Origin of the sequence: Pseudalkalibacillus hwajinpoensis (assembly GCF_015234585.1) — a bacterium.
Lineage (GTDB): Bacteria > Bacillota > Bacilli > Bacillales > Guptibacillaceae > Guptibacillus > Guptibacillus hwajinpoensis_B.
On sequence record NZ_JADFCM010000008.1, the window covers coordinates 85,481 to 111,078 of the forward strand.

25 protein-coding genes are annotated in these 25,598 nt (G+C 40.5%); 19 read left to right on the plus strand and 6 right to left on the minus strand.

Annotated elements, in window-relative coordinates:
* Positions 1-6 precede the first annotated feature (6 nt).
* The 10 genes from IQ283_RS12030 to IQ283_RS12075 all read left to right on the plus strand — a co-directional run bounded on the left by IQ283_RS12030 (position 7) and on the right by IQ283_RS12075 (position 8,707).
* Positions 7-1,497 (plus strand): sugar ABC transporter ATP-binding protein, encoded by a 1,491-nt coding sequence (locus IQ283_RS12030; RefSeq protein WP_194220395.1) that lies wholly within the window; start codon positions 7-9, stop codon positions 1,495-1,497.
* A complete protein-coding gene (rbsC, locus tag IQ283_RS12035; protein ID WP_194220396.1) occupies positions 1,490-2,443 on the plus strand; it encodes a ribose ABC transporter permease RbsC in 954 nt (317 codons plus the stop codon). The genes IQ283_RS12030 and rbsC overlap by 8 nt, the downstream gene beginning before the upstream one ends.
* Positions 2,444-2,453: 10 nt before the next feature.
* Positions 2,454-3,377: a ribose ABC transporter substrate-binding protein RbsB gene (gene rbsB / locus IQ283_RS12040; RefSeq protein WP_194220397.1), complete on the plus strand. Its 924-nt coding sequence runs from the start codon at positions 2,454-2,456 to the stop codon at positions 3,375-3,377.
* Between the two features lie 99 nt (positions 3,378-3,476).
* Positions 3,477-4,496 carry a phosphotransferase enzyme family protein gene (locus tag IQ283_RS12045; protein WP_194220398.1) on the plus strand — a complete coding sequence of 340 codons (1,020 nt, stop codon included), beginning with the start codon at positions 3,477-3,479 and terminating at the stop codon, positions 4,494-4,496.
* A gap of 64 nt (positions 4,497-4,560) precedes the next feature.
* Positions 4,561-5,496, plus strand: a complete 936-nt coding sequence (locus tag IQ283_RS12050) for an aldo/keto reductase (protein ID WP_194220399.1) — start codon at positions 4,561-4,563, stop codon at positions 5,494-5,496.
* A 131-nt stretch (positions 5,497-5,627) separates the two neighbouring features.
* On the plus strand, positions 5,628-5,819 hold the full coding sequence (locus IQ283_RS12055; protein WP_194220400.1) for a hypothetical protein: 192 nt from the start codon (positions 5,628-5,630) through the stop codon (positions 5,817-5,819).
* 6 nt (positions 5,820-5,825) lie between these two features.
* Positions 5,826-6,251: an NUDIX hydrolase gene (locus IQ283_RS12060; RefSeq protein WP_194220401.1), complete on the plus strand. Its 426-nt coding sequence runs from the start codon at positions 5,826-5,828 to the stop codon at positions 6,249-6,251.
* Positions 6,252-6,394: 143 nt separating this feature from the next.
* Entirely contained in the window at positions 6,395-7,084 is a 690-nt protein-coding gene (locus tag IQ283_RS12065; protein ID WP_194220402.1) for a Na-translocating system protein MpsC family protein, read from the plus strand.
* Between the two features lie 139 nt (positions 7,085-7,223).
* On the plus strand, positions 7,224-7,409 hold the full coding sequence (locus tag IQ283_RS12070; protein ID WP_194220403.1) for a hypothetical protein: 186 nt from the start codon (positions 7,224-7,226) through the stop codon (positions 7,407-7,409).
* Positions 7,410-7,489: 80 nt separating this feature from the next.
* Positions 7,490-8,707: a protein phosphatase 2C domain-containing protein gene (locus IQ283_RS12075; protein ID WP_194220404.1), complete on the plus strand. Its 1,218-nt coding sequence runs from the start codon at positions 7,490-7,492 to the stop codon at positions 8,705-8,707.
* Positions 8,708-8,768: 61 nt separating this feature from the next.
* Here IQ283_RS12075 and chrA read toward each other — a convergent pair whose 3' ends face one another.
* Positions 8,769-9,956 (minus strand): chromate efflux transporter, encoded by a 1,188-nt coding sequence (gene chrA, locus IQ283_RS12080; RefSeq protein ID WP_194220405.1) that lies wholly within the window; start codon positions 9,954-9,956, stop codon positions 8,769-8,771.
* A gap of 12 nt (positions 9,957-9,968) precedes the next feature.
* Positions 9,969-10,277 (minus strand): PadR family transcriptional regulator, encoded by a 309-nt coding sequence (locus IQ283_RS12085; RefSeq protein ID WP_194220406.1) that lies wholly within the window; start codon positions 10,275-10,277, stop codon positions 9,969-9,971.
* A gap of 328 nt (positions 10,278-10,605) precedes the next feature.
* Here IQ283_RS12085 and IQ283_RS12090 point away from each other — a divergent pair, with 328 nt between their 5' ends.
* The 4 genes from IQ283_RS12090 (at position 10,606) to IQ283_RS12105 (ending at position 16,179) form a co-directional block, all read left to right on the plus strand.
* Positions 10,606-12,090, plus strand: a complete 1,485-nt coding sequence (locus tag IQ283_RS12090; RefSeq protein WP_194220407.1) for an MDR family MFS transporter — start codon at positions 10,606-10,608, stop codon at positions 12,088-12,090.
* A 432-nt stretch (positions 12,091-12,522) separates the two neighbouring features.
* Positions 12,523-14,481 carry an LTA synthase family protein gene (locus tag IQ283_RS12095; RefSeq protein WP_194220408.1) on the plus strand — a complete coding sequence of 653 codons (1,959 nt, stop codon included), beginning with the start codon at positions 12,523-12,525 and terminating at the stop codon, positions 14,479-14,481.
* A gap of 213 nt (positions 14,482-14,694) precedes the next feature.
* Positions 14,695-15,516 (plus strand): hypothetical protein, encoded by an 822-nt coding sequence (locus IQ283_RS12100; protein WP_194220409.1) that lies wholly within the window; start codon positions 14,695-14,697, stop codon positions 15,514-15,516.
* Between the two features lie 297 nt (positions 15,517-15,813).
* Positions 15,814-16,179, plus strand: coding sequence for a cupin (locus IQ283_RS12105; RefSeq protein WP_194220410.1), 366 nt, complete (start codon positions 15,814-15,816; stop codon positions 16,177-16,179).
* A gap of 64 nt (positions 16,180-16,243) precedes the next feature.
* On the opposite strand, the gene IQ283_RS12110 is transcribed toward IQ283_RS12105, so the two are convergent.
* Positions 16,244-16,444: a cold-shock protein gene (locus IQ283_RS12110; RefSeq protein ID WP_098442444.1), complete on the minus strand. Its 201-nt coding sequence runs from the start codon at positions 16,442-16,444 to the stop codon at positions 16,244-16,246.
* Between the two features lie 478 nt (positions 16,445-16,922).
* On the opposite strand from IQ283_RS12110, the gene IQ283_RS12115 reads away from it, so the two are divergent.
* From IQ283_RS12115 to dhaM, 5 genes are all read left to right on the plus strand, one after another.
* Positions 16,923-17,735: an STAS domain-containing protein gene (locus IQ283_RS12115; protein WP_194220411.1), complete on the plus strand. Its 813-nt coding sequence runs from the start codon at positions 16,923-16,925 to the stop codon at positions 17,733-17,735.
* Between the two features lie 324 nt (positions 17,736-18,059).
* A complete protein-coding gene (locus IQ283_RS12125; protein WP_194220413.1) occupies positions 18,060-18,695 on the plus strand; it encodes a YczE/YyaS/YitT family protein in 636 nt (211 codons plus the stop codon).
* Positions 18,696-18,824: 129 nt separating this feature from the next.
* Positions 18,825-19,823 carry a dihydroxyacetone kinase subunit DhaK gene (dhaK, locus tag IQ283_RS12130; protein ID WP_194220414.1) on the plus strand — a complete coding sequence of 333 codons (999 nt, stop codon included), beginning with the start codon at positions 18,825-18,827 and terminating at the stop codon, positions 19,821-19,823.
* Between the two features lie 12 nt (positions 19,824-19,835).
* Positions 19,836-20,456 (plus strand): dihydroxyacetone kinase subunit DhaL, encoded by a 621-nt coding sequence (gene dhaL, locus IQ283_RS12135; RefSeq protein WP_194220415.1) that lies wholly within the window; start codon positions 19,836-19,838, stop codon positions 20,454-20,456.
* Complete coding sequence (gene dhaM / locus IQ283_RS12140) at positions 20,456-20,842, plus strand: dihydroxyacetone kinase phosphoryl donor subunit DhaM (RefSeq protein ID WP_194220416.1); 387 nt, start codon at positions 20,456-20,458, stop codon at positions 20,840-20,842. The genes dhaL and dhaM overlap by 1 nt, the downstream gene beginning before the upstream one ends.
* Before the next feature lie 56 nt (positions 20,843-20,898).
* Here dhaM and IQ283_RS12145 read toward each other — a convergent pair whose 3' ends face one another.
* The 3 genes from IQ283_RS12145 to IQ283_RS12155 form a co-directional block, all read right to left on the minus strand.
* On the minus strand, positions 20,899-24,066 hold the full coding sequence (locus IQ283_RS12145; protein WP_194220417.1) for a bifunctional cytochrome P450/NADPH--P450 reductase: 3,168 nt from the start codon (positions 24,064-24,066) through the stop codon (positions 20,899-20,901).
* Between the two features lie 73 nt (positions 24,067-24,139).
* The gene (locus IQ283_RS12150) at positions 24,140-24,712 is read right to left on the minus strand and encodes a TetR/AcrR family transcriptional regulator (RefSeq protein WP_408962595.1); all 573 of its coding nucleotides are present in this window, start codon (positions 24,710-24,712) and stop codon (positions 24,140-24,142) included.
* A gap of 307 nt (positions 24,713-25,019) precedes the next feature.
* Positions 25,020-25,499: a site-2 protease family protein gene (locus tag IQ283_RS12155; protein WP_194220419.1), complete on the minus strand. Its 480-nt coding sequence runs from the start codon at positions 25,497-25,499 to the stop codon at positions 25,020-25,022.
* Positions 25,500-25,598: the final 99 nt, after the last annotated feature.

The window sequence follows — 25,598 nt, forward strand, 5'->3', positions numbered from 1 at the left end:
AGCAGCATGCAAATTAGCATGAAGGAAATTCATAAAGCATTTGGCGCAAATAAAGTACTTGAAGGTGTGAACATTGACATCCAGGATGCCGAAGTTCATGCGCTTATGGGAGAGAATGGAGCAGGGAAATCGACGCTCATGAACATTCTCACAGGACTTCATAAGAAAGACAGCGGAACAATCGTAATAGATGGACAAGAACGCGTTTTTGATAACCCAAAAGAAGCAGAAGAAAACGGTGTCGCTTTTATTCATCAAGAGCTGAACATTTGGCCAGAGTTAACGGTGTTGGAGAACTTATTCATCAATAAGGAACCGGTTACATCTTTGGGACTCATTCATACGAAAAAAATGAAAGCGATTGCGAATGAGCAATTTAAGAAGTTAGCTATCTCGATTCCTCTTCAGCAGGAAGCTGGGAAATGCTCGGTTGGGCAACAGCAAATGATTGAAATTGCCAAAGCGTTAATGACAGATGCAAAAGTAATTATCATGGATGAGCCGACTGCAGCGTTAACAGAACGCGAAATACAAACGTTGTTCCAGGTTATTCGGTCTCTAAAGAAAAGCGGTGTTTCCATCGTCTACATTTCTCACAGAATGGAAGAGATTTTCACCATTTGTGACAGCATTACGGTTATGCGAGATGGAAAAACAGTCGATACAAAGCCTATTCCAGAAACGAGCTTTGACGAGGTTGTTCGCAAAATGGTGGGGCGAGAATTAACGGATCGTTTCCCTGAACGGTCACCTAAGCTTGGAGAAACGATGTTGGAAGTAAAGGGTTTATCCAGAAAAGGTGTGTTTGAGAATGTTAGTTTCTCAGTAAGATCAGGGGAAATTGTTGGTGTATCCGGACTAATGGGTGCAGGAAGAACGGAAATCATGCGTACCATTTTTGGACTCGATGGGAAATACACTGGTGACATTCTACTGAATGGCAAACAAGTTGTTATTAAAAGTCCCCACCAGGCTGTTCAGTTGGGGCTAGGTTTTATTACGGAGGATCGGAAAGAAGAAGGTCTTGTGCTCGATTTCTCGCTAAAAGATAACATTGCTTTACCAAGTCTCTATAGCTTCGCACCAAAAGGGTTAATCAATGAGAAGAGTGAAGAAGATTTCGTGGAGCTGTTGATTAAACGACTAACGATTAAGACGGAGTCAGCTAAAACAAGTGCCAAAAACCTTTCTGGAGGTAACCAGCAAAAAGTAGTTATTGCGAAATGGATTGGTATCGGTCCAAAAGTCCTCATTCTTGATGAACCAACTCGAGGCGTTGACGTCGGCGCCAAACGAGAAATCTATCAGTTAATGAATGAGTTAACCGATCGAGGAGTGGCGATTATCATGGTTTCCTCAGAGTTACCTGAAGTGCTCGGAATGAGCGATCGCATTCTTGTTTTCCGTGAAGGTCATATGACTGGTGAAGTATCAAAAGAAGAAGCAACGCAAGAGAAAATAATGACGCTGGCAACAGGAGGTCAAGAAGATGAATAATGCGCTAAAAACAAACCATGTTGGGAATATCATGCAGAAGCTTGGACCGCTATTAGGCTTACTCGTTTTAGTTGTAACCGTTTCCATCATGAACCCGAGTTTTTTAGAACCACTGAACCTATTGAATTTACTTAGACAAGTAGCGATCAATGCTTTAATTGCTTATGGTATGACATTTGTTATTTTAACAGGTGGGATTGATTTATCTGTTGGTTCGATTCTAGCGCTATCAAGTGCGCTTATGGCAGGGATGATGGTATCCGGAATTGATCCGATTCTAGCTATTCTCATTGGTTCATTGCTTGGTGCTTTAATGGGTATGGTTAACGGACTATTGATTACAAAGGGAAAGATGGCACCATTTATTGCAACGCTTGCAACGATGACGATGTTCAGAGGGTTAACGCTAGTGTACACGGATGGAAATCCGATTACAGGTCTTGGCGATAGCTATGCTTTCCAACTTTTTGGAAGAGGTTATTTCCTCGGTATTCCGGTTCCAGCGATTACGATGCTGCTTTCTTTCGCAGTGCTTTGGATTATCCTTCATAAAACACCATTCGGAAGAAAAACTTATGCCATTGGTGGTAATGAGAAAGCTGCCCTTATTTCAGGCATTAAAGTCGATAAAATTAAAGTGATGATCTATTCACTTGCAGGTCTACTGTCAGCTCTTGCGGGGGCAATTCTAACGTCTAGATTGAATTCAGCACAACCGACGGCAGGTACATCTTATGAGCTTGATGCCATTGCGGCCGTAGTATTAGGGGGAACAAGCCTTTCCGGAGGACGAGGATTAATTGTTGGTACGTTAATCGGTGCCTTAATTATCGGTACGTTAAACAATGGTTTAAATCTACTTGGAGTATCTTCATTCTTCCAGATGGTTGTTAAGGGTATTGTTATTATCATTGCTGTGCTAATTGATCGTAAAAAAGCAGCTTAGGAGGATTACTATGAAAAAGCTATTGCCACTTCTGCTTAGTTTGTCACTGCTTGTGCTTGGAGCGTGTTCGCTTCAGCCACCTGAATGGGCCAAACCGAGTCAGGAAACGGATATAGAAGATATTAAAATTGGTTTATCTGTTTCAACGTTAAATAATCCATTTTTCGTTTCGATGAAAGATGGCGTCGAAGCAGAAGCAAAGGAAAATGGAATGGATGTTGTTGTTGTCGATGCGCAAAATGATGCGGCAAAACAGATTAACGATGTAGAAGACCTTATTCAACAAGGAGTCGACGTTCTATTAATTAATCCAACTGACTCAGCTGCGATTTCAACAGCTGTACAATCAGCGAATAGCCTCGGTATTCCCGTCGTTACTCTTGATCGCTCAGCTGAAAAAGGTGATGTGGCGACTTTAGTATCCTCTGATAATGAAAAAGGAGGAGAGATGGCTGGAGAGTTTCTTGTTGAACAGCTGGGTGAAGGCGCTAAAGTAGCTGAGCTTGAAGGTGTACCGGGTGCTTCCGCTACTCGTGAACGTGGTCAAGGATTCCATAATATTGCGGATGAAAAGCTTGATGTTGTGGCAAAACAAACAGCGAACTTCGATCGTACGGAAGGGTTAAATACGATGGAAAACTTGCTTCAGGGTAATCCGGATATTAAAGCCGTTTTTGCTCATAACGATGAGATGGCGCTAGGCGCTATTCAGGCAATCCAAAGTTCAGGTAAAGATGTTCTAGTTGTTGGATTTGATGGAAACGAAGATGCGATTAATAGCATTAAAGATGGTAAGCTATCTGCAACAGTGGCACAGCAACCTGAAGAGATCGGTTCTCTTGCTGTTCAGGCAGGCGTCGATGTACTAAAAGGAAACGAAGTAGACGAAACGATACCAGTGCCTTTGAAACTTGTTACAGAAGAGACAGAATAACAGTTAACGCTCCCACTATTGGGGGCGTTTTTCTGTTTAAAAGGAAATGTGAGACGAGAGTCGAAATTATTTATAGTAGAAAACAAGGAGGTTGTGGAGATGGAAGCGTGGATTGAAGCAATGTTCTCCCAAACGTTTGTCGATGAAGCGATTGATCGGTTTGGTATTCAGAAGATAGGTGTGAAAAAGCTAGGGGATTTCGAAAACTATGTCTTTGAAGTAGAAGAAAAAAACACCTCCTGGATCCTTCGCTTTACTCATAGCTCACATCGCACAATAGAAGAAGTGAAGTCGGAACTCGTATGGGTCAATCATTTATACGATGAAGGCGCTCATGTAGCGCGCGCTTATCCTTCAAAATACAATAAAATGATTGAGATCTTTTCGTCAGAAAATGGGCAGTTCTTTGCCTGTCTATTTAATAAAGTACCGGGAAGAGCGGTTAAAGTTGATGATCCTATATTTGGATCTCCCTTGTTCGAAGCATGGGGAAAGGAAATTGGGAAACTGCACGACATTTCGATGAGAAATCAGGTTTCAGTTAAGAGACAGAGGTGGGATGCAGGTGACCTGCTTCAATTCGATCGGTATCTTTCAAAAACAGAGGATGCCCGAATTATTATAGAAGGTAAAAGATTAATCGAAGAGATACAGACCTTTCATGAAACGGGAAAAACGTTTGGTCTCATTCACTCAGATGTCCATTATGGCAATTTTCATTTTGATGGTAAGAGTATTCATCTATTCGATTTCGACGATAGTATGTATCACTACTATATTAGTGATATTGCGATCCCTGTTTATTATGCTGTCTGGCAAAAGTGTGGAACAGCTTCGCTTACGGAGCGTTCAACCTTTGCGACAGAATTTTTAAGTTCATTTTTGAAAGGATATCGAGAAGAAGTTCACGTCTCAGACGAGTGGCTCAAGACCATTCCTTACTTCCTGCGATTAAGAGACTTTGAGCTTTATACTGTGTTTCATAAAAAGTTTGATGTTGAACTGATGAGTGTAAAGGAGAAAGGGATGTTGGATGGCATTCGTTCGCGTTTGATGCGATCCGAAATAATAGCGAAACCAGCTTTTGAAGAATTAAAAAACCGTATTGAAAACACGTAGCGATGTTTTCCAATTAGTAAGAAGTGGTAATGTACTTTTGCGAAGCTTTTAATAGAAAGGATGAATGAAAGTGGCAAAAGTACAAATTGGAAAATCAGGTTTACAAGCAAATCCGATCGGATTAGGTACGAACGCGGTTGGTGGACATAACATTTATCCGAACTTAAATGAAGAAACTGGGAAAGATCTCGTAAGGGCAGCACTTGATAATGGAATTAACTTACTTGATACAGCCTATATATATGGACCAGAGCGTTCAGAAGAGCTCGTTGGTCAAGTTATTAAAGAGCGAGGCAGTCGCGACGATATCGTCCTCGCTACGAAAGGGGCTCATGAATTTAAGGGTGAAGAGGTTATTTTAAATAATTCACCAGCCTTCTTGAAGCAATCAGTTGAGAATAGCTTGAATCGCCTCCAAACAGATTACATCGATTTATTTTACATTCATTTTCCTGACGAAGATACTCCGAAAGCCGAAGCAGTAGGAGCTCTAAAGGAATTGAAAGATCAAGGCAAAATTAAATCAATTGGTGTATCTAACTTCAACTTGGAGCAGTTGAAAGAAGCGAATAAAGATGGATATGTTGATGTTCTTCAGAGTCACTATAACTTATTCCATCGCGAAGCTGAGGAGGATCTCCTTCCTTATACGGCAGAACAGGGCATTTCTTTTGTTCCATATTTTCCACTTGCCTCAGGACTTCTAGCTGGTAAGTATGATGAGAATACAACCTTTGATGATATTCGTGCTAAGGATCCTTTATTCCAGGGTGAGGCATTTAAAGAGAATCTTAGAAAGGTTGACCAGGTTCGCGAAATGGCAAACGCAAAAGGCGTTGAGGTTCCTCATATGGTGCTGGCATGGTACTTAACTCGTGATAGCATTGATGTCCTGATACCAGGAGCCAAACGTCAAGAGCAGGTCGTTGATAACTTAAAAACGCTTGATGTGAAGTTAACGAGTGAAGAAGTACAGCGAATCGATCAAATTTTTAAGTAAGAGAGGGATTAACCAGAGGATATAATGTCCTCTGGTTTTTCAGTGTCATTAAGGTGCTTTAAGTGGTAATGTTTATGTGAAAGTGGATTCTTACTGCGGTCACCTTACTCACCTAAAAGGAGGACTTCGAATTGAAAAAAGGCGTGCTCTTTACTCTTACTCTTTCTCTCGTTCTCATTGCTATCCTGCTTATTTTCCTATTTGAAGATGATCGAGCGGCACGTCCTGGGATGATCATGTCTCTCGGTGCCCTTGCTGTGGTATTTCAGCGCGTTGTCTGGTTAGTGATGAAGAGGAAAAAGAAGAATCAAAAAAGGAGGTAACTCGATGTGATTAAAGTGAAAGCGCTCGGCCTTCTATTTAGAGAAGATCAGATTCTTGTTGAAGTTTTTTATGGAAAGCATTCAAATGGTTTAGGAGGTTATTATCGTCCATTAGGTGGGAATATAAAGGTAGGAGAGCTCTCCAATGAAACGGTTGTGAGAGAATTTAAAGAAGAGCTAGGTATCGATATAAAAGTGGAGAAATACATAACTTGTCTCGAAAATAGATTTCAAATCGATCAGAAATGGACTCATGAAGTGATTCAATTGTATACGGTTTCGTTTATAGATGAGACTCATTATTTGAAAGAAAGATTTTCCTTTATCGAACAAGAAGCCGCGGCACAATGGCTAGCGGTCGAAGACATACTGAATGATAAAGAATACTGTTATCCTAACGGATTAGACCATGTGTTGAATCAGTTGAGATAGGGAGTGTTTTTTCCTTCACAACGCTCTGTCATCTAATTGAAATATCAAAATCAATCCATATTCTTTCATTGGTTAGGAAAGACTACTATAATGATTAATGGATGGGGAATAATATGTTCCTGTCTAAACAAAGGATGAACATTATGGAACGTAAATCAAATGAAGCTGAGATTGCAAGCTATGTTGGCAAACTGTTAAGAGATAATTTTGGAAAAGGGCCAGCGTCCGTTTATGTGTCGATACAAGAGCCTTATATGACAATCTATTTTCGTGACTTTCTAGCACCAATGGAACGTGTTCTAGTCGATCAGAAAGAAGATATGCGTGTTGAAGAAACAAGAGATCTTCTCATGCAGGGATTACTACCTGAGATTAAGGCGTCCATCCGCGTGATGGCAGATCTTGAAATCGAGTTATTCTACCATGATTGGTCGCTTCATAACCGATCAGGCATCATTATTGGTGTGATGAAAGACGTAAATTCATTTGAAGGACGCGAACTTGAAGGATACAAAGAAAAAGAACAAGTTCATGATGAGATCATTCGCGTTAGTAAGCTTGCAGAAAAAGCGCCTGAAAACGTAGACTCTTGTAAGCTGAATGATCGTACGTTAGTTGTTCTTCGTGAAGGTATTCTCGTTCGGATTGAAAAAGAGTTAATTCGCGATGGTTTTGAAGAGGAACTAAAGCTAACAAAAAGGCGGCTTGAAAAAGGGTTGCTTCATGATCATCAATTCGAATCGATTCTTTCCGCAAAAGTGGAGGATATCTTTGTAGACTGGGATTTTAATTTAGATAAAAGCTACATTATAATTATTATGAAACCAAATTAAGATTAGGTGGAAATAAACTGGGCGATAGAACCAGTGATAAGCCGAAAAGAACCAGGTCCCTGGTTCTTTTCGGCTTTTTTTATTTTCTTCCTAGTTTGTTACGTACTTATCATCCGAAAATGATTCAAGGAGGAAAATGATGAAATATTTAATTGATCACTCAAAACGAGTGATTCACCGCACACCTTTCGCTGGAGATCAATGTGAATTCCATACTACTCCTGTTCAAGAAAGGGAGGGGACACATGACCCTTTGTATCTTCGAAAACTGGTTGAAAAAAAATCTTATGAAATATGCAGTTTTTGTAAGGGTAGTCTTCAATAATATAAAGAAAGAAGGAGGTTCCCCCTTGAATTACGAATGTTGTAAGTATGTTGAAGCAATCGAATTGAGGGGGAACATTAGTGTTAAGAAAAAGAGCGGGAGTTATTCTTATCGAGAATAATCAGATCGCGTTAATAGAGCGAAAGCGAAATGGAAAAGTATATTATGTGATTCCAGGCGGCGGGATTGAGACTAACGAAACGCCTGAACAAGCTGCAAGAAGAGAAGCTGTTGAAGAGCTTGGGGTAGAGGTACATCTGTCAGAGCTATACTGTACCCTTCAGGATAGAGAAGATTATTACTATAAGGCTAGTATCATGCAAGGGGATTTTGGAAGCGGAACAGGGGATGAATTTACGACGGCTGATCATCGTCGAGGAACGTATAAGGCTGTTTGGGTATCGTTAGCTAAATTAAAGACTTTGAATGTATATCCGGAAGAACTGGTCCAATCTCTTGAAATCAATATGGGTGAGACGGAGCAACTTGAGAAAAACAGTAGGAAAGGAAAGCATTTACGATGGGTAGGTAGTGAGAAAGCATATCTAGATGAGCCATCGTGTTCTCAGGTTGGGCGCGTTCATGTCGGGCGATTTGGTGGAAATTCATCAGCTGGCCAAACGAAGAACGAAGATGGATCTCTTGTTTGGAATGGCGGTGATTGGGAATTAGCCATGGTTTTAGATGCGCATAAAACCGCCAGTAGTGCAGCGCTTATTCTAGATGAGTTTGAGCGAAACCGTTCGATTATCTCAAGCATTATAGCCAAAGAAACGAGAGAAGCGATGAGTGAATTGCAGCCAGCAGTCTTAGCGCTTTTCCAAGATGAAGACTTTAAACAAAAATGCAGGGAAGTAGAAGGAGAAACGGCATGCTTGCTCGTTGTTAGAAAAAGCAAGTATTTATGGTGGTTCTCAGTTGGTGATTGTTTGTTGTTTCTAATGCACGCAGATTTAGAGGGGCTTGGGGAAGCGGTTCAAAACCATCGCAGTTTCTATGAGTGGGTTGGTGAAGTGAACACCTTTGATACAATCGTTCCATGCTTTAGCACAGGAACAAAGGAGCTGAGAAAAGGTATAAATCGTATCTTTTTAACAACGGATGGACTACTTGAATGTCCGGGTTCGAATTTTCATCAACCAGTGGAAGTGACCGATCGATTGAAGGGCGATTTAATTAAGGAGGATATCCATAGGTTATTAGAGGAAATAAAGAATAAGAAAGTAAGAGACAGTACGACGATTTTAGCGTGGGACATTAATATAGTTGAAGATGGTTTGATGCCAAGTGATCAATAAAGGCCATGGAAGTAACGATAGTTAATGAAAGAAGACGTTGCTATTGCGACGTCTTCTTTCATTAACTTATAAGCTGAATCACATAACCACCGATAACTCCGATTAAAACGATCATCCATGCTGGGAGTTTCCAAATTGAAAGGAGAGCGAATAAAATCGCTGCAAGGGCAAAGTCTTCTCCTTTTATTATGGCACTTTTGAAAACGGGATCATAAAAGGCAGCCAATAGTATTCCAACAACGCTCGCGTTCACTCCGATTAATATTTTTTGGAAAGAAGCGCGTTTTCGTAACTCGTTTAGAAAAGGGAGTGCTGCCGTGATCAATAGGAAAGACGGTAAGAAAATCGCCACTGTGACGACAATAGCACCTGTAATACCTTCGAGCATCGTACCCAGGTAGCTAGCGAACGTAAACAGTGGGCCTGGAACAGCCTGGGCCATTCCATAACCAGCTAGAAATTGATCAGCTGAGAGGAGTCCCTGGGGAACAATTTGGCGTTCGATCATCGGAAGCACAACATGGCCACCTCCGAATACAAGTGCTCCTACTCGAAAGAACATGTCAAATAAATGAAGCAGGGCGTTATCGGTAAAGCTGTTGAGTATAGGCAAAGCGATTAAAAGCGTTACTAAAAGGATAAGCGCACATACACCAACTTTTTTTGATAAAGAAACAGGAAACGGTTTTAAGTTAGATTCTGTCTTATCATTGAAAAGACGTAACCCAAGCAGTCCAGCGCCTACGATAATAAGTAGTTGCATCCATGCTGAGGGGTAGAGGAGCATAATGAGTGCTGCCGCTAATGCGATCGCGATTCTCGTTCGGTCAGGTGTGAGTTTCTTTCCTAGGCCAATGATGGCATGTAGAACGACAGCAGCCGCGACAATTTTTAAACTATGAATAAATGTCCCATCTCCGAGTGAGAAGGTTTGATAAAGCATGGCGAAGATGACAAGAATAAGGATGGATGGCATCGTGAAGCCAAACCAGCATAGAAAGCCACCGAGTATCCCGCCGCGCATCATTCCAATTGCGATTCCTACTTGACTACTAGCGGGACCAGGCAAAAATTGACAAAGTGCAATGATGTCAGCGTACATTTTATCATCAAGCCACTTTTTTCGATCGACATATTCATCTTTAAAATAGGAAAGGTGAGCAACTGGTCCTCCGAATGAAGTAAAACCAAGTCGCGATGATACAAGAAGTATTTCAATAAATGTTTTGAAGCTATGTTTACCAGGCATGTTTGTCCTCCATTAGTCTTTAATTTCTTTAAATAGCTCATAGGCTTTTGATTGAGCTTCTGCTAAGACCAGTTCACCTTTATCGGTCGTGCGATAGTATTTTCGAATTTTCCCATTTACGTTGCTTTCTGCTTTGGTCAGCAGTTCGTCCTTCTCCATACTGTGAAGGATCGGATATAAGGTCCCTGAGCTCATTTCATAGCCATGTTCACGCAGTTCTTCAAGCATCCACGTTCCATATATCGGTTCTTCCTTTGCATGATGGAGAATATGGATTTGAATGAAGCCTAGAAAAAGCTTTCGTAGAATTTTATTATCCAAAAGCAGCCACCTCTCTGATATCTAAAGTCGATATCGGATTACGATATTGACTTTAAATATTATTGTATAGTGGAGTAGAAAGTTAAACAAGCTCTTGCCAATCTTATTTACAAACCTTTAATATTTCGGTCTGATTAGGGTAGGAGTGAAGGAGCAGTAAGCTGATTCAATGAATCCTATTTTTAAAGGAAAGAATAAGCTAATTTCTTTTATTACTTCTTCAGGTATAGTAAGATATGGACTGTTGTTTAGAAGACATCTGAACGGTAAATCCTAATAGAAATACAGCTTTTAGTACGCAACCGTCATAGAAAAAGGAGGGGAATAGATGGAGGAAAAACAAACATACGAATTTTTGGCTGACGATCCGAATTTCAACGTCAAACCAGTCATGATCTCTCTTATTATCGGAGCGTTTTTTGCCATCTTAAATGAAACACTATTGAATATCGCGTTAACCACTTTAATGGAGAAATTTAGTGTAACGCCTGCCACAGTTCAATGGATGGCTACTGGATTCTTGCTAGTGATGGGGATATTAACTCCGATCTCGGCTCTTCTTCTTCAGTCGTTTACAACGAGACAGATGTTTATCGGTACGATGACCGTATTTACAATAGGAACGCTCATATGTGCGATCGCGCCAACTTTCGGAGTTCTCTTAAGCGGACGACTTTTACAAGCAGTTGGTACTGGATTATTAATTCCAATTATTTTTAACACCTTTCTTCTTATATTCCCGCCAGAACGACGCGGTACTGTAATGGGGACAGTAGGGCTTGTTATTATGTTTGCTCCTGCAATTGGGCCAACTCTTTCAGGCATTATCGTCGATCAGCTCGGCTGGCGTTATCTCTTTATTACGGTTATTCCTTTTGCGTTATTTTCAATCGCATTTGGATATAAATTCCTGAAAAATGTTGGAGAGGTAACAAAGCCAAAAGTAGATGTGCTTTCCATCCTTTTATCTACTATTGGATTTGGGGGAATTGTTCTAGCGTTTAGCTTTGCCGGAGAGGGAGAGGTTGGCTATTTAGCACCACAAGTCTTTTATCCTCTCGTTATTGGAGTTATCTCCCTCGTTATTTTTGTGATCAGGCAGCTGAAAATAGAAGAGCCGATGCTGGATGTGCGGGTTTTTAAATATCCGATGTTCACTGTAGCCGTATTATTGTTTATCATTATCATTATGGCCATGTTCTCATCAGAAATTATCCTTCCGATGTACATGCAAGGACCGCTAGCATTATCTCCTCAAACGGCAGGGTTGATTCTCCTTCCGGGAGCGCTGTTAAATGGATTGATGTCACCGGTGATGGGGAAATTATTTGATAAGTTTGGTCCAAGAAAACTAATTATCCCAGCAACGTTTGTCCTTGTTGGTGTGATGTTTACATTTAGTAAGTTAGGGATAAATACATCGATTACGTTAATCGTTGTAACTTACATCTTACTCATGCTATCGATTTCAGCGATCATGATGCCAGCTCAAACGAATGGATTAAATGGTCTTCCGAAAAAACTCTATCCGCATGGCACGGCCATTATGAACACGCTCCAACCTGTTTCAGGAGCGATCGGTGTCTCTGTATTCATTAGTATCATGACAACACGACAACAGACTTATCTCGATAATGCTTCAAACCCAGCAAACCCACAAACCATTAGCGAGTCACTCGTATCAGGAGTTGAACTTGTCTATCTTGTAGCATTTGGTTTTGCTATAGTCGGTTTCTTAGTGGCTCTCTTTATTCGAAAAGCTTTACCTGAAGATAAAACAGGTCAACCTGAAGCACAAGCTGTTAATGAATAAGAAAAGCGTCTCTCTCGAGGCGCTTTTTTAGTTGTCACAACTCTGTAACCAAATATGCGACTTTATGCTTTTTTGTAGAAAGTGAAAATGTAATATAATTGAAAAGATGTAGAAGTTTTAAATGAGTTTAAGAAAGAGAAAAAATATAATGGAGGTATTTTACATTTATATTCCGAATAATGTATATCCCTTTCCTTATTTTCTCTAATCTTTAACAGTAGCGTTACGATTCGCGAGGTAACTTTACTAATGTGTTAAAAGAACGTTTTCATAGAATGACAATGATTTATGCTCTCCTGTAGTGGAAGTTGACATTAAATTTTCTAGGGAGTATTATACTCAAGTATTAGGATTTAAAAAGAATTTACAAATTTACAATTAAAATAGATTAAAAAGTTATTTGTATCACATATAAGGAGGTCTTCAACTGACATGCGAAATAAACTAAGCAGTCAGATTAATAAGCCATGGACCCTGTTCATTGGTGTGATTCTATTATTCTGGTTAAAAATGTACGCTGTCTATCAGACTGAATTTGATCTTGGAATTCAAAATGGTATGCAATCGTTCCTATTAGTCTTAAACCCAATTAGTTCATTACTTCTATTCTTTGGATTTGCGCTGTTCTTTAAAGGACGTAAACGAGCATGGGCGATTCTCATTATTGATTTTGTACTTTCATTTATTCTCTATGCAAACGTTGTGTACTACCGATTCTTTAATGACTTTATTACACTACCGACTGTGATGCATACAAATGATGCAGGAGAATTAAAAGATAGTGCTTTTGCTTTAATGCAGTTCTCGGATGCTTTCTATTTTATTGATACACTGCTTATCCTTAGCTTGATTTTGTTTAAAGTTATCAAACCACAAGTAGCAATGAAAAAGAAAAAGATCGCGCTTGTATTCGCCTCAGCAGCTGTGTTTTTTACAGTGAACCTTGGGCTTGCTGAAGCCGATCGTCCTGAACTTCTAACGCGTGCATTTGACCGTACGTACATTGTAAAGTACCTTGGACAGTTTAATTATCAAATTTTTGACGTCGTTACGACGGTTAAGTCAAGCTCTCAGAGTGCTTTCGCAAGTAGCGATGATTTAACGGACGTAAGAAACTTCGTAGAGGCAAACCGTACAGAACCAAACCCTGAGTATTTCGGTAAGGCTGAAGGGATGAATGTGATTTACATTTCATTAGAATCACTTCAAAACTTCGTGATCGGAAAAGAAGTTGATGGTCAGGAAGTAACACCATTCTTAAACAGTCTTATTGAAGATCAGAATACGTTCTATTTCGATAATGTTTTCCACCAGGTTGGGCAAGGGAAGACGTCTGATGCAGAATTTATGATGGCGAATTCTCTCTATCCATTACCAAGTGGATCTGTAGCAATGGAAAAAGCACGTAACACTTACCAGGCACAGCCTGCGATTCTTGAACAAAAAGGCTACTCAACAGCTTCCCTACACGGTAATGGGAAAACATTCTGGAACCGTGATGAAATGTATAAGTCATTTGGTATTCAGAAATTCTTTGATTCAAGTTATTACGATATGAATGAAGAAGATGTTCATAACTATGGTCTTAAAGATAAGCCGTTCTTTGAACAATCCATTCCATATCTTGAAAGTCTAGAACAACCGTTTGAAGCGAAAATGCTTACTTTATCAAACCACTTTCCGTTTACAATGGACGAAGGTGATGTTGATTTCCCAACACCTGAAACAAATGACTCAGTCGTAAATGGCTATTTCCAAACAGCAAAATATATGGATGAGTCGATTGAACAATTCTTTAATGATTTGAAAGAATCAGGTCTGTACGATAATACAATGATCGTCATGTATGGTGACCATTATGGTATTTCTAATAACCATAATACGGCGATGTCAGAGGTAATGGGAGAAGAGGTTGGCGCATATGAAAATGCTCAATTACAGCGTGTCCCTCTTTTCATTACGGCCCCTGGCGTAGAAGGAAAGCAAGTACATGAATATGGTGGTCATATGGACGTTCGTGATACCGTTCTTCACCTACTAGGTGTTGAAACAGATGATTTTATCTCATTCGGATCCGATCTTCTTTCAGAAGATCACCGTGAGATTGTACCTTTCCGAAATGGCGATTTTGTAACACCAGAAGTAACATCTGTCAACGAGAAGTGCTATGCGAATCCTACAGGAGAAAAAGTAGACGCAGAGGCATGTGAGCAGGCAGGACAGTTTGTCGAAGAGTCACTGGAACTATCAGACAAAGTCGTCTATGGTGACCTACTTCGTTTCTATGAACCTGAAGGCTTCACTCCTGTTGATCGTAACGATTACAACTATACTGTGGATCAAATGGAACCAGTACAAGAAGATCCAGCTCAAGAAAAAGAACAGAAATAATCGCAAAGCAACCTGCCTTATGTGGCAGGTTGCTTTTTTATGTGCAACATTGGTGCAACCTGTTGAACCACGTTTTTGACTTATTCAAGTTAAACATAGCCTATCTCCATCTAAAGATGTAGATGAAAATAAGTAAATAGCTAGAGTTTTTGTTGCTTTAAGTAGGTTATTATTTCCATATAGATATCAATCTTTGGAAAGAGGGAGATAGGAATGAAACGACCGATCTGTATCACTTGTGGGACGCAATATGAGCTGATGGAAAAGAATCCAGATACATGCCCCATATGTAAAGAAGAAAGGCAATACGTTAACCCTGAAGGGCAAGAGTGGACAACATTGGAGGAAATGCAAGCAGCTCAATTTCAAAACCAGATCATTGAGGAAGAAAAAGGACTACATAGTGTGACGACAGCCCCCACCTTTGGGATTGGACAAACAGCTTACCACATTCAGAGTAAAGGTTTTAATCTGCTTTGGGATTGCATTTCTTACATTGATGCAGATACTATCCAAAAGATCAATGATCTTGGTGGCTTAGATGCAATTGCTCTTTCGCATCCCCATTATTACTCTGCACAAGTCGAATGGGCAGAAGCGTTTAACGTTCCCATTTACATTCATGAAGATGATTCTGAGTGGGTGATGAGAGAGTCTGAAATGATTCGTTTTTGGAGTGGGGAGGAATTAAAGCTAACGTCTGATTTAACAATTTATCGCCTTGGCGGCCATTTCCAAGGAGGAGCAGTTCTTCATGTACCAGAAGGCAATGAAGGAAGGGGCTTGCTTTTAACAGGAGACATTATTCAAGTTGTAGCTGATCAAGAGTGGGTAAGCTTTATGTATAGCTATCCAAATCTAATCCCATTGCCAGCATCAAAGGTGGAAGAGATGACGCGAAAGGTGAATTTGCTAAAATATGATCGACTATACAATGCGTTTCATCGTAGTGTGAAATTCAATGCTGATCAATCTGTTCAGCTATCGGCGACTCGATATATAAAAGCGCTTGAAGGTAAGTTGTTTCATACGTGAAGAGAAAGCTTTGATAGTTTATACTGTTGATTCTCGATTATTGGCTCAATCGAGTGTAAATGGTCATAAAATCAATAATGTTTATCGCCTTGGTAAAGTACAAATTAGCAGGGAAATCCCATTATAAATCGAATACGGTTACAAGAATGACTGAATGAGGAGGGGAATGAGTAATTTAAGGAGGTTTCAAAATAGGAATAAGTGGAAATAAAACATTACTATGGTGATATAGAACGGTCCTTCAAAGCTACTGTAGAAAAGATGAAGGTGCTAGGTCTATATGAGGAGGTAGCACATATGAAGATTTATCATTTTGGTGAATCGGCAGGAAAAGAAATAACGAAGTTCGGATCAAACTTCATCATGTCCCGAGTTTCACAAACAGAGGGAAGCGTACATATTGGAGTTATGTATTTAGACAAAGAAGGCATAATTGGGTTCCATCAAGCTGTGACGCCTCAATTATTGTTAATCATCAAAGGTGAAGGTATTGTAAGAGGAGAAGAGGATGAGTTAATAAAAGTACGAGAAGGAGATGCTGTTTTTTGGAATAAAGACGAATGGCATGAGACCACATCAGAGAATGGATTGACTGCCATTGCGATCGAAGGGGAAGTGGATCCAGAGTTATTTATGAAGGAGAAGGAGCAACCGGAAGCGTAAGAAAGAACAGCTAAAAAGATAATAAAAAAGCTCTTCCGCCGGGGAAGAGCTTTTTTTATATGATTTACGCTTTAACTACGTTAGTAGCTTGTGGTCCGCGGTTACCTTGCTCAGTGTCAAAAGTAACTGTTTGACCTTCTTCAAGAGTTTTGAAACCTTCGCCTTGAATAGCTGAGAAATGTACGAATACGTCGTCTCCGCCTTCAACTTCGATGAAGCCAAAACCTTTTTCTGCGTTAAACCATTTTACTGTACCTTTGTTCATGTGTGTATCCTCCAAGTGCATTTTGCACAAATATTACTATTACTGCTCTACATAATCATTTGAGATGTAAGTACTTCCTAAAGTAGCCTGCTCTTTAATAATCAGTACCGAACAACAATAATTAACCTTAGTATAACACGTCTCCCAAAAAAAGCAAACCTCTTCTGAAAAATCGTTCTTTTTTACTTCCATACAAAGGATCGTATCGATAAGTTTTAATACTAGTAGGTATTGAAAAACATTGATCAAACAGGATTTTAGTGTCGTTCTAGCATTGAAGATATGATGGAAATCCCAATTTAAAAATTATTTGGTTGAAGTAATTGTTCGTCACGGGTAGTAAAAGAAACTCCAATCAACTGTGAATATTGATCGTACCCTTAAATATTAATGAAGATGGAATGAAGTTTTTAATGTAAAATGAAATAGGTTCATCTATTATAAAGAAGAGATTCGATTTATTATCGGAGGTTAAAATATGCCAGTTCAAGAATCGATCATTGAACAGGAAGTTCAAATGATCGGGAAGCAGCTAGAAGCAAGAAAGTTAGATATTGCCAAAGGCTTACTTAAGCCAGGAGCTGATAACGCAGAAGCATTGCAATTACATACTGAGCTTGTTCAGCTTTGCGCTGATGCGATTCTAAGTGGTTTAGAAACAACAATGCCGCGATTAACAAAGTGGGGAAGAGACACGGGGGAGCTTGCCGTTCAATACGGCTCTGAGTTAGATCAGTCACTAAAAAATACTTCAGAAGTTCGACAGGCTATTTGGTCGGTGGTTGAACTTGTGACGATCGAAGCGAATCATACTATCCAAAGTGTTTTTAGAGTAGGGAAAATCATTGATAACATGCTTGATCATGCTGTTTATGCCTATAGCACAGCATACGTGGAATCATTTAAGAATACGCTTAGCCATGCACAGGAAGTTTTTCTTGAGCTTTCTGTACCGGTTGTTCCGATTCTTGATGGTGTTGCAGTATTACCAATTGTTGGCGATATTGATACGCATCGTGCGAGTCTTCTGATGGAAACAGCTCTAAGAGAATCAACGGAAAAACGATTAACGCATTTATTTATTGATCTTTCTGGCGTAACCATCGTAGATACAATGGTCGCAAATAACATCTTTAACATTATTTATTCACTTGAACTTCTAGGAGTCAAGGGGATTTTAGCAGGTATAAGACCAGAAGTCGCTCAAACAATGATCCATCTCGGAATCGATTTTTCTTCTATCCAAACACACAGTACGTTAAAACAGGCTCTTGCCAAGCATATTTTTTAAGAATAGATGAGCAGGATCATCCCCAATAATCCATAGATGAAATGCTGTCCAATACGGGCAGTATTTTTTTGTGTAACTAACGAAAATATTGGAATGTTTTTTTAAAGTAAAATCGATTGACGTTGGAGTCAATCGCTAATAAAATGGTCTCGAAAAATCTTAGTAAGATCCTCTCTTCCAAAAAGTATGAACATGTCGTCTCAAAGGACAGGCGGTATGCAACGCCTGATTGGCTTAGCCAGTCAGAAGAGGGAATTAAGATGCTTTCTCTAAGCGTCATGCTATCAGATTTTCTTTATTTTTAGTGGAAGGGAGGAGGTCGTAATGTTTTATCGAATTACGGTTTATCTTCTAGGTATGTTTATTAACTTTTTTGGTGTTGCACTAGTTATTCATGCAACGCTTGGCGCAGGATTTTGGACTTCGTTCTTTATAGGTCTTTCCGATTTAGCTGGGTTAACAGTTGGTTTCTGGTATGGTTTATTTCAAATACTGGTTATATTCCTAAATGGGAATTTAATGAAACAAAAGCCAGAGTATGGAGCGATCCTACCAATTATTTTAGAAAGTTTTATTTTGGATTTCTGGTTAGAGATTGTATTTTCATCCGTTCAGTTAGCATCAGCACCGCTGATGGCAAAAGTAGCGATTCTTATTGCAGGGATGGGAGCGATTGGGCTAGGAGTGGCCATCTATATATTGCCACAGTTTCCACGTGCACCGTTTGATCAGCTATTTCTCGTTATTAGCTCTAGATTTAATCTTAGCTTACAAATGGGACAGACAATTGTCGCCGTTGTTATGGCTTCACTTGCGCTAATGATCGGAGGGCCTGTCGGCGTTGGGACCATTGCACTCGTATTTTTACTTGGCCCAATCATTCAGTTCTGGTATGAAAGGGCTTATCCGCTGTATTACGTGCTATACCCAGCGCAAGCACCACATGAAGAATATTTATAAAATCATACGTTAAAGGCGCTTTTGTGAAAAAACAGAAGCGTCTTTTTTATAGTGAGAGGTCTTTCAATTTTATTTCGACTTTTGCGAAATCTAAAACACGGGTATAACCATTCTGGGAGGGATAAACTGATGAAGAAAATAATTAATCAACCAGACGACGTTGTAAGCCAAATGCTGGACGGAATGGTGAAAGCTCATCCCGAATCCTATCAAAGACTGGAAGGTACAACTGTCCTCGCAAGAAAAAATCTGTCTGAAAACAAAGTAGGTATTGTTAGCGGTGGAGGAAGTGGACATGAACCTGCACATGCGGGATTCGTTGGAGAAGGTATGCTTGATGCAGCTGTTAGCGGAGAAGTGTTTACGTCTCCTACACCAGATCAGATGTTAGAAGCGATTAAGGCGGTTGATCAGGGGGCTGGAGTTCTCCTTATTACTAAAAACTACACTGGTGATGTTATGAACTTTGAAATGGCAGCCGAGATGGCGGAGGACGAAGGCATAACTGTCGAACAAGTGATTGTTAATGATGACGTTGCGGTAGAGGATAGTACTCATACGACAGGTCGAAGAGGCGTAGCAGGAACTATTTTCGTTCATAAGATTGCAGGGGCAGCTGCACAAGAAGGTAAAACACTGAAAGAAGTGAAAGCGCTTGCTGATGAAGTGATTCATAACGTCAGATCAATGGGGGCAGCGCTTCATCCGGCCCAGGTTCCGGGCTCAGGAAATCCAGGATTTGATATAAAAGAAAATGAAATGGAGCTTGGGATTGGCATTCATGGTGAGCCTGGAATGGAAACGATCGGACTAGTTTCGGCCGATGAATTGGCAGAGCGTCTTGTAGAAGAAGTACTAGCCGAACTAGAACTAAAACAAGGCGATGAAACAGCGGTTATTGTGAACGGAATGGGAGCAACTCCATTAATGGAACTATACATTCTAAATAATCGTATTCATGATCTCTTAAAGGAAAAAGGCATTAAATCGGAATTGACGTTAGTGGGCAACTATATGACTGCCCTTGAAATGGCAGGTGCTTCTTTAACAGTTCTAAAATTAACGAATGAACTAAAGAAATACGTGACAAACCCATGTCAGACGATTGCATGGACGATAAACGACTAAGGAGGGTCATGTATGTTTACGGCAGAGATGGCTAGACAATGGATCAAAGAGTCTGCTAAAAAGATAGAATCGAATAAAGAACAGCTAACTGATCTTGACCAGGTACTGGGTGATGGAGATCATGGGCTTAATATGACAAGAGGCTTTAAGGCGGCTGTCGAACAGCTGAATGAAGAGACGGATGAACCAGGGAAAGTACTGAAGGCTGTTGGAACGAGTCTGTTGTCTAAGATAGGCGGTGCTTCAGGACCGCTTTACGGCACTCTTTTCATGAAAGCTGGAAATCAGTTAGAAGGAACAGAAGTGCAGCTTAGCGACCTTTCTTCAAGTCTTCGAGTTGGCGTGGATGGAATGAAGAAACGAGGTAAGGCTGAGCGTGAAGAGAAGACGATGATCGACTTACTTGAACCTGTCATTGAGTTAATGGAAGAGAAGGGAAATGAGCTTACACCTGCTCATTTGATCGACAAGGCGAAGGAAGCGCTTGAGCATGTAAAAGAGTATGAAGCCAAGAAAGGCAGAGCGGCTTACTACAAAGAAAAATCAAAAGGGAAACAGGATGCGGGGGCGCAGTCTTCTTATTATCTAATAGAATCCCTTGCGACAGTTCTCGATAAGGACGGTGAAGCTTAATGGTCAGTCTTGTCCTGGTATCACATAGTCCTGATATTTCAAAGGGATTGAAAAAGATGCTTGATGAAGCACAGCCTGAAGTTACTGTGCTCGATGCTGGAGGAACAGATGATGGTGAAATGGGAACGAGTGCTATTAAGATTCAAACCTCTATTGAAAAGGCGGATCATGGGGATGGCGTCGTTATTCTCGTGGATTTCGGAAGCTCAGTCATGAATGCAGAGATGGCGATCGATTTAATAGAGGATGCTCATTCCGTCAAGATTGCAGATGCGCCATTGATTGAGGGCGCCTATAGTGCGGTGATGGAAGCTGGATTTGGCAAGTCACTAGATGAAGTGGTGGAATCAGCAGTTCATGCAAAAGATATGAAGAAAGTGCAGTGAAAAGAAGAATTGAAAAAAAACAGCGCATCCGCCTGGATGCGCTGTTTTTCTAAATTTTAAGCGCCAGCCCATACGTCTTTCGCATATCGGCCGTCTCGCTCAAGTTCTTCTAGCCATTGAATCGCTTCTTGCTCAGTTGTTTCATACATCGATTGATAGCTTGTGATAATCGTTTGCTCAACTTCAGGAGCCATATGGCTACCGTCGCCGCAAACGTACAAGCGTCCACCATCTTTTAGAAGTGGGATAACATCTGTAGCGTTATCGGATACAAGATGTTGAACATACGTTTTGTCTTTTCCAGGGCAACGAGAGAAAGCTGTGTGAAGGGTAACAAGTCCATCTTTTTCAGCTTGCTCTAGCTCTTCCTGGTATAAGTAATCATGTTCAGGATTACGACAGCCGAAGTAGAGGTGAGCAGCACCAAGCTTGACGCCCTGCTTGCTTAATTCACGACGTGCTTGAATGAACCCTCTAAATGGCGCAATGCCAGTTCCAGGTCCAATTAAGACCATTGGCGTTTCTGGATCTTCTGGAAGCTGGAAGTTGGACTGTGGCGTGTTAATGAAGCAGGCCACTTTGTCACCAAATTCACGCGTTGCCAGGTAGTTAGAGGCAACACCTTTGTACTCTCCTTTACCATTCCATGCAGTGTCTCGAACGACACTAACAGTCATGCTCGCTTCTCGCTCTTTGTAAAGCGGAGAACTAGAAATGGAGTAGTAGCGAGCTTTCAATGGTGGAAGCAGTGCAATGAATCGCTCAAATGGAATCTCACAAGCCATGTACTCCTCAACGAGTTCAAGCATCGTAACGCGTTTCTCAAGAACTTCTTTTTTATATGTGTCATCTTCAAGTAATTGCTCGAGCTCCACAACATGCGGTGGGCAAACTGTATGTGCAGCTAGCGCACGTATTTGAGAACGAGTTGCTGGTTCTTGAAGCTCTACATAAGAAGAAAGAAGTTCCTGGAGTTTCACTGGTTTGTCAGTAGGAAGATGCGCTGCTTTACCAGAATCTCCAGTCAGTAGCACGTGATCATGACCATTTAAAGAGAAGCGCTCGAGGACGCGGTTAACCATGTTATCACTGTTTTGTGGAAGGATACCAACATGATCACCTTCCTGGTATGAAGCGCCATCAGGAAGCATAAGTTCAATGTGACGCGTGCTTCTGCCGCTCTCTGTATGCTGTAATTCTACATTTCGATTAATAATAGCAGTGAAAGCATGATGTGTTCTAGCGAGAGGCGTATCACTTACGCCACTCACGAAGCTCATAGAGATCGCGCTGTTTTCTGCGTTATTTTCATTTAATTCTATATTCATCGCTTCTGCGAGATTTGGCCAAAGCGTTGCTTCCCATTTCTCATAATCGCCTTCAAAGTCATCACTTGCATCGCCAAATCCAGTTTCAGCCATTCGCTTTGCACCTTTTTGAGATAACTGCTCGTCGATGAAAGAAGGGATACGTTGATAAGTGTTTGCCCAGTTACGGTCACCGCAACCAAATACAGCATATTGCACACCATTTACTGCTCCATCTTCCATCTCATCGAGCCACTGTACAAATTCATCCGCATTGTCTGGAGGATTTCCGTTATAGGAAGCAGACACAATCAGAACAGCCCCGTCCTGTGGAAGTTCATTCACATAATCGTTCAGTGGCCCAACTTGAGAGCTAAAGCCTTGTTGTCGACCAGTCTCAGCAAGGTCACGTGCAATTCCTTCAGCTGTGCCAAGGTTTGAACCATATAAGACAAGAAGAGGAGTGCCGTGCGCATTTTCAACTGTTTCCGGTGCAGCTTTCTTGTCTTTTTTTACAGGTTCAGCAGCTTGCGTAACAAAAGAAATCGATTCTTTTCGCGGCTTCACCTTCATTTTCATGCCGTCAGGTTTTAGTGTTAATGTTTCTTTTACATCTAGCTGATAATTCGCATGGTCAATTAGGTCGAAATTCTGGATAATCATACCAAGCAACAGCGTAGATTCATGAAGAGAGAACTGTTGTCCGATACAAGCACGCTGTCCATTACCAAATGGTTTAAAAGCATGGGCCGGGATAGATGATGGGTCTTCAAAGCGCTCTGGAATAAATGATTCGACATCTTCACCCCAGATGGATTTATCACGATGAAGTTCTGGTAAGAGAAGTGTGAAATCATCACCTTTTTTAACATCATATTCACCGTTTAACGTGGTGTCTTCTTTCGCATAAAGAGTAAACGCAGGAGCCGTTGGCCATAACCGAAGCGTTTCATTTAAAATCATTCGGACATATTTAAGCTGTTTCACTTGCTTATAGTCAGGAATTCCATCTCCAACAACGCGATCGACTTCTTCCTGTGCTTTGGCTAGTTTGTCAGGGTTGTTCATTAAGTAGTAAAGGGTAAATGAAAGCAAACCGCTGGTAGTTTCGTGCCCAGCTATTAAAAAGGTGATGATTTGGAAACGAATGTTTTTATCATCAAGAGGTTCACCTGTCTCTGGGTCTTTTCCTTTTAACATATGAGATAGAAGATCATCTTCACCCTGATCCCCGTTTTTCTTACGATCGGCGATTAAGTCATCGACAAGATTGAACATATAGTCAATGTCTTCTCGAAACTGCTTTTTAGATCTTACCATTAGTTTATCTTGAACGCCGAGACGTTGTGATTGATTCATTGCTTCATCTAGCGCACGAACCATAGCATCGACAAATTCATGATTATTCTCTCTGTAGAAGCTATTAAAACGAAAGTCGAATCCACAAAGACCAATGGTATCAAGCGTTAAGCGAGTCATGTCTTCAGATACATCGACCTCTTCATCAGGATTCAATCGTGCCCATTTTTGAATAAGCTGTGTGGCAATATCAACCATTTTATTATGATAGCCTTTCATGGCCTGTTGGCTAAAGCTTGGTAGAAGAATATTATGGGCTTTTTTCCAATTTGGTTCTTCCGTTTCGCTTGTAAATAGACCATCTCCACCGAAAGCACGAACTTTTTGGAGGGCAGGTCCTACTTTTTTGTCAAACCGCTTCTCGTCGGTAATTTCAGCGACAAGATCTGCGCTAGAAACGAATGTACTTGTGCGGCCAGGGAATTGAAATTGGTAGATTGGCCCGAATTCTTTTGCTAGCTTCATAAACGATTGAATAGGTTTTTCTTTATCAATAAGAGGAATGCTTCCTAAAGGTCCATATGTGCGGGGCTGTGGGAACGATTTCTTAGTAGTCATGTTTAAATCACCTCATCTATAAATTAGCGGAATGAACGTTCATTCATTTCGCTTTATGAAGAGCAAATGCTCTTCACGAATGTGATCTTACGGAATCCCATAAGCTATTCTCAATACCTGAAAGAAGCTCTGGGTCGGGATGAAGTTCACCTGCTCTTACAAGATTCTGAAGTTCTAGAAAAGCTCCATAAAGGATGGCGATTAAGGCTTCAGAAGGCAGGTTTCGAATTACTGATTGTTGTTTACCAATATCAAAGAAGCTTCTTAATAGGTTCAGCAGCTGTGTGAAATCTTCCTGACTTTGACTATCTAGGAAGTGTGCGGCACTATGCTTTTTAATAAAATAGAGCGCATGTTCATTTTGATTTGTAAACAAAATCATGGCTTTAAATATATGGTGAAACTGATCACGAACGGACTGATGATAAGGAAATTGATCCTCAATCGTCTTTGTAAATGTTCGAACATAATCTTGAAAAAGGGTGTTAACGAGCACCTCTTTATTCTCAAAATAACGGTAGATCGTGCCAGCACCCACATTAGCTGAGGTGGCAATCATTGGCACGGTAGTCGCATCAAAACCTCGCTCGGCAAATAAAGCAAGAGCGCTTGTCATAATGTTTTCCCGCTTATTTTGGGTCGTCACAAGCATCCCCCTTTCTTACACAACATACGGAATGAACATTCATTCCCTTTCTATTTTAAACCTATTGGAAAAGCTTAACAATAAAGCAGAGGACCTAAAAAGATTGAAGATCTTGTTAACTAAAGGGTCTTAAAACCCATGAATATGCAAATCATTGGAAAAATAATCATTTGAAACCATGATGTGGTATTTGAGGAGGTTTATTTTACCTTTGATGGTAGTCATCATAAAAGGGGGGTTCTCAAGTCATAAAAAGAGCCACTCTTCGGACGAAAAGTGGCTCTTTCTATGAAAGTTATGTCATCAATCAATCGATTGGATCTTCTGCTTTTCCGTAACGGAGTACATCAATAATAGCCATGCCATCGCTTGGTTTACCAGAATCATTTCGATAAGGCATGAGAGAGAAGAAGATAAAGTAGATGGAGAAGTAAGTGAATTGATAGAAAAATAGGTCTACTGGAAGGACTTCCGCATAAATCAATGCGTTCATAATAAGGACGACAATGATGTTAAATAAACTACCTGCCGCATAGATGGCAACGTGTGCCCATGTCTTGTTATAAGTGAGATCCTCGTACTGACACCATCCTTCCATAAAGTACTTCTTTTTAACTTCTAGAGGTCCGATATTAAAAATGGTCTTGCCAGTGCCGATACAGAACTTAATTTTTCCTCCAAAAACCCTTGCAACAAGAACGTGACCAGCTTCATGTAGTAGAGTAATGATCGGTAATATAATGAAAAAGTTCACGAAGAACATTGGGATATCGCTTAAGGTAAACATTTAAAACCTCCAAAGTGGTATTGTGGTAAATATAAAGTGCTGTAAGAAAAGCGTTCCCGTATCTGATGTGTTTGTAACACGATTAGAAGATGTTCTATT

What these genes read in the sequence shown, in the direction of transcription:
- IQ283_RS12030 (WP_194220395.1), top strand. Translation starts at nt 7, where the DNA reads ATGCAAATTAGCATGAAGGAAATTCATAAAGCATTTGGCGCAAATAAA.
- rbsC (WP_194220396.1), top strand. Translation starts at nt 1,490, where the DNA reads ATGAATAATGCGCTAAAAACAAACCATGTTGGGAATATCATGCAGAAG.
- rbsB (WP_194220397.1), top strand. Translation starts at nt 2,454, where the DNA reads ATGAAAAAGCTATTGCCACTTCTGCTTAGTTTGTCACTGCTTGTGCTT.
- IQ283_RS12045 (WP_194220398.1), top strand. Translation starts at nt 3,477, where the DNA reads ATGGAAGCGTGGATTGAAGCAATGTTCTCCCAAACGTTTGTCGATGAA.
- IQ283_RS12050 (WP_194220399.1), top strand. Translation starts at nt 4,561, where the DNA reads ATGAAAGTGGCAAAAGTACAAATTGGAAAATCAGGTTTACAAGCAAAT.
- IQ283_RS12065 (WP_194220402.1), top strand. Translation starts at nt 6,395, where the DNA reads ATGGAACGTAAATCAAATGAAGCTGAGATTGCAAGCTATGTTGGCAAA.
- IQ283_RS12070 (WP_194220403.1), top strand. Translation starts at nt 7,224, where the DNA reads ATGAAATATTTAATTGATCACTCAAAACGAGTGATTCACCGCACACCT.
- chrA (WP_194220405.1), bottom strand. Translation starts at nt 9,956, where the DNA reads ATGCCTGGTAAACATAGCTTCAAAACATTTATTGAAATACTTCTTGTA.
- IQ283_RS12090 (WP_194220407.1), top strand. Translation starts at nt 10,606, where the DNA reads ATGGAGGAAAAACAAACATACGAATTTTTGGCTGACGATCCGAATTTC.
- IQ283_RS12095 (WP_194220408.1), top strand. Translation starts at nt 12,523, where the DNA reads ATGCGAAATAAACTAAGCAGTCAGATTAATAAGCCATGGACCCTGTTC.
- IQ283_RS12100 (WP_194220409.1), top strand. Translation starts at nt 14,695, where the DNA reads ATGAAACGACCGATCTGTATCACTTGTGGGACGCAATATGAGCTGATG.
- IQ283_RS12105 (WP_194220410.1), top strand. Translation starts at nt 15,814, where the DNA reads ATGAAGATTTATCATTTTGGTGAATCGGCAGGAAAAGAAATAACGAAG.
- IQ283_RS12110 (WP_098442444.1), bottom strand. Translation starts at nt 16,444, where the DNA reads ATGAACAAAGGTACAGTAAAATGGTTTAACGCAGAAAAAGGTTTTGGC.
- IQ283_RS12115 (WP_194220411.1), top strand. Translation starts at nt 16,923, where the DNA reads ATGCCAGTTCAAGAATCGATCATTGAACAGGAAGTTCAAATGATCGGG.
- IQ283_RS12125 (WP_194220413.1), top strand. Translation starts at nt 18,060, where the DNA reads ATGTTTTATCGAATTACGGTTTATCTTCTAGGTATGTTTATTAACTTT.
- dhaK (WP_194220414.1), top strand. Translation starts at nt 18,825, where the DNA reads ATGAAGAAAATAATTAATCAACCAGACGACGTTGTAAGCCAAATGCTG.
- dhaL (WP_194220415.1), top strand. Translation starts at nt 19,836, where the DNA reads ATGTTTACGGCAGAGATGGCTAGACAATGGATCAAAGAGTCTGCTAAA.
- dhaM (WP_194220416.1), top strand. Translation starts at nt 20,456, where the DNA reads ATGGTCAGTCTTGTCCTGGTATCACATAGTCCTGATATTTCAAAGGGA.
- IQ283_RS12145 (WP_194220417.1), bottom strand. Translation starts at nt 24,066, where the DNA reads ATGACTACTAAGAAATCGTTCCCACAGCCCCGCACATATGGACCTTTA.
- IQ283_RS12155 (WP_194220419.1), bottom strand. Translation starts at nt 25,499, where the DNA reads ATGTTTACCTTAAGCGATATCCCAATGTTCTTCGTGAACTTTTTCATT.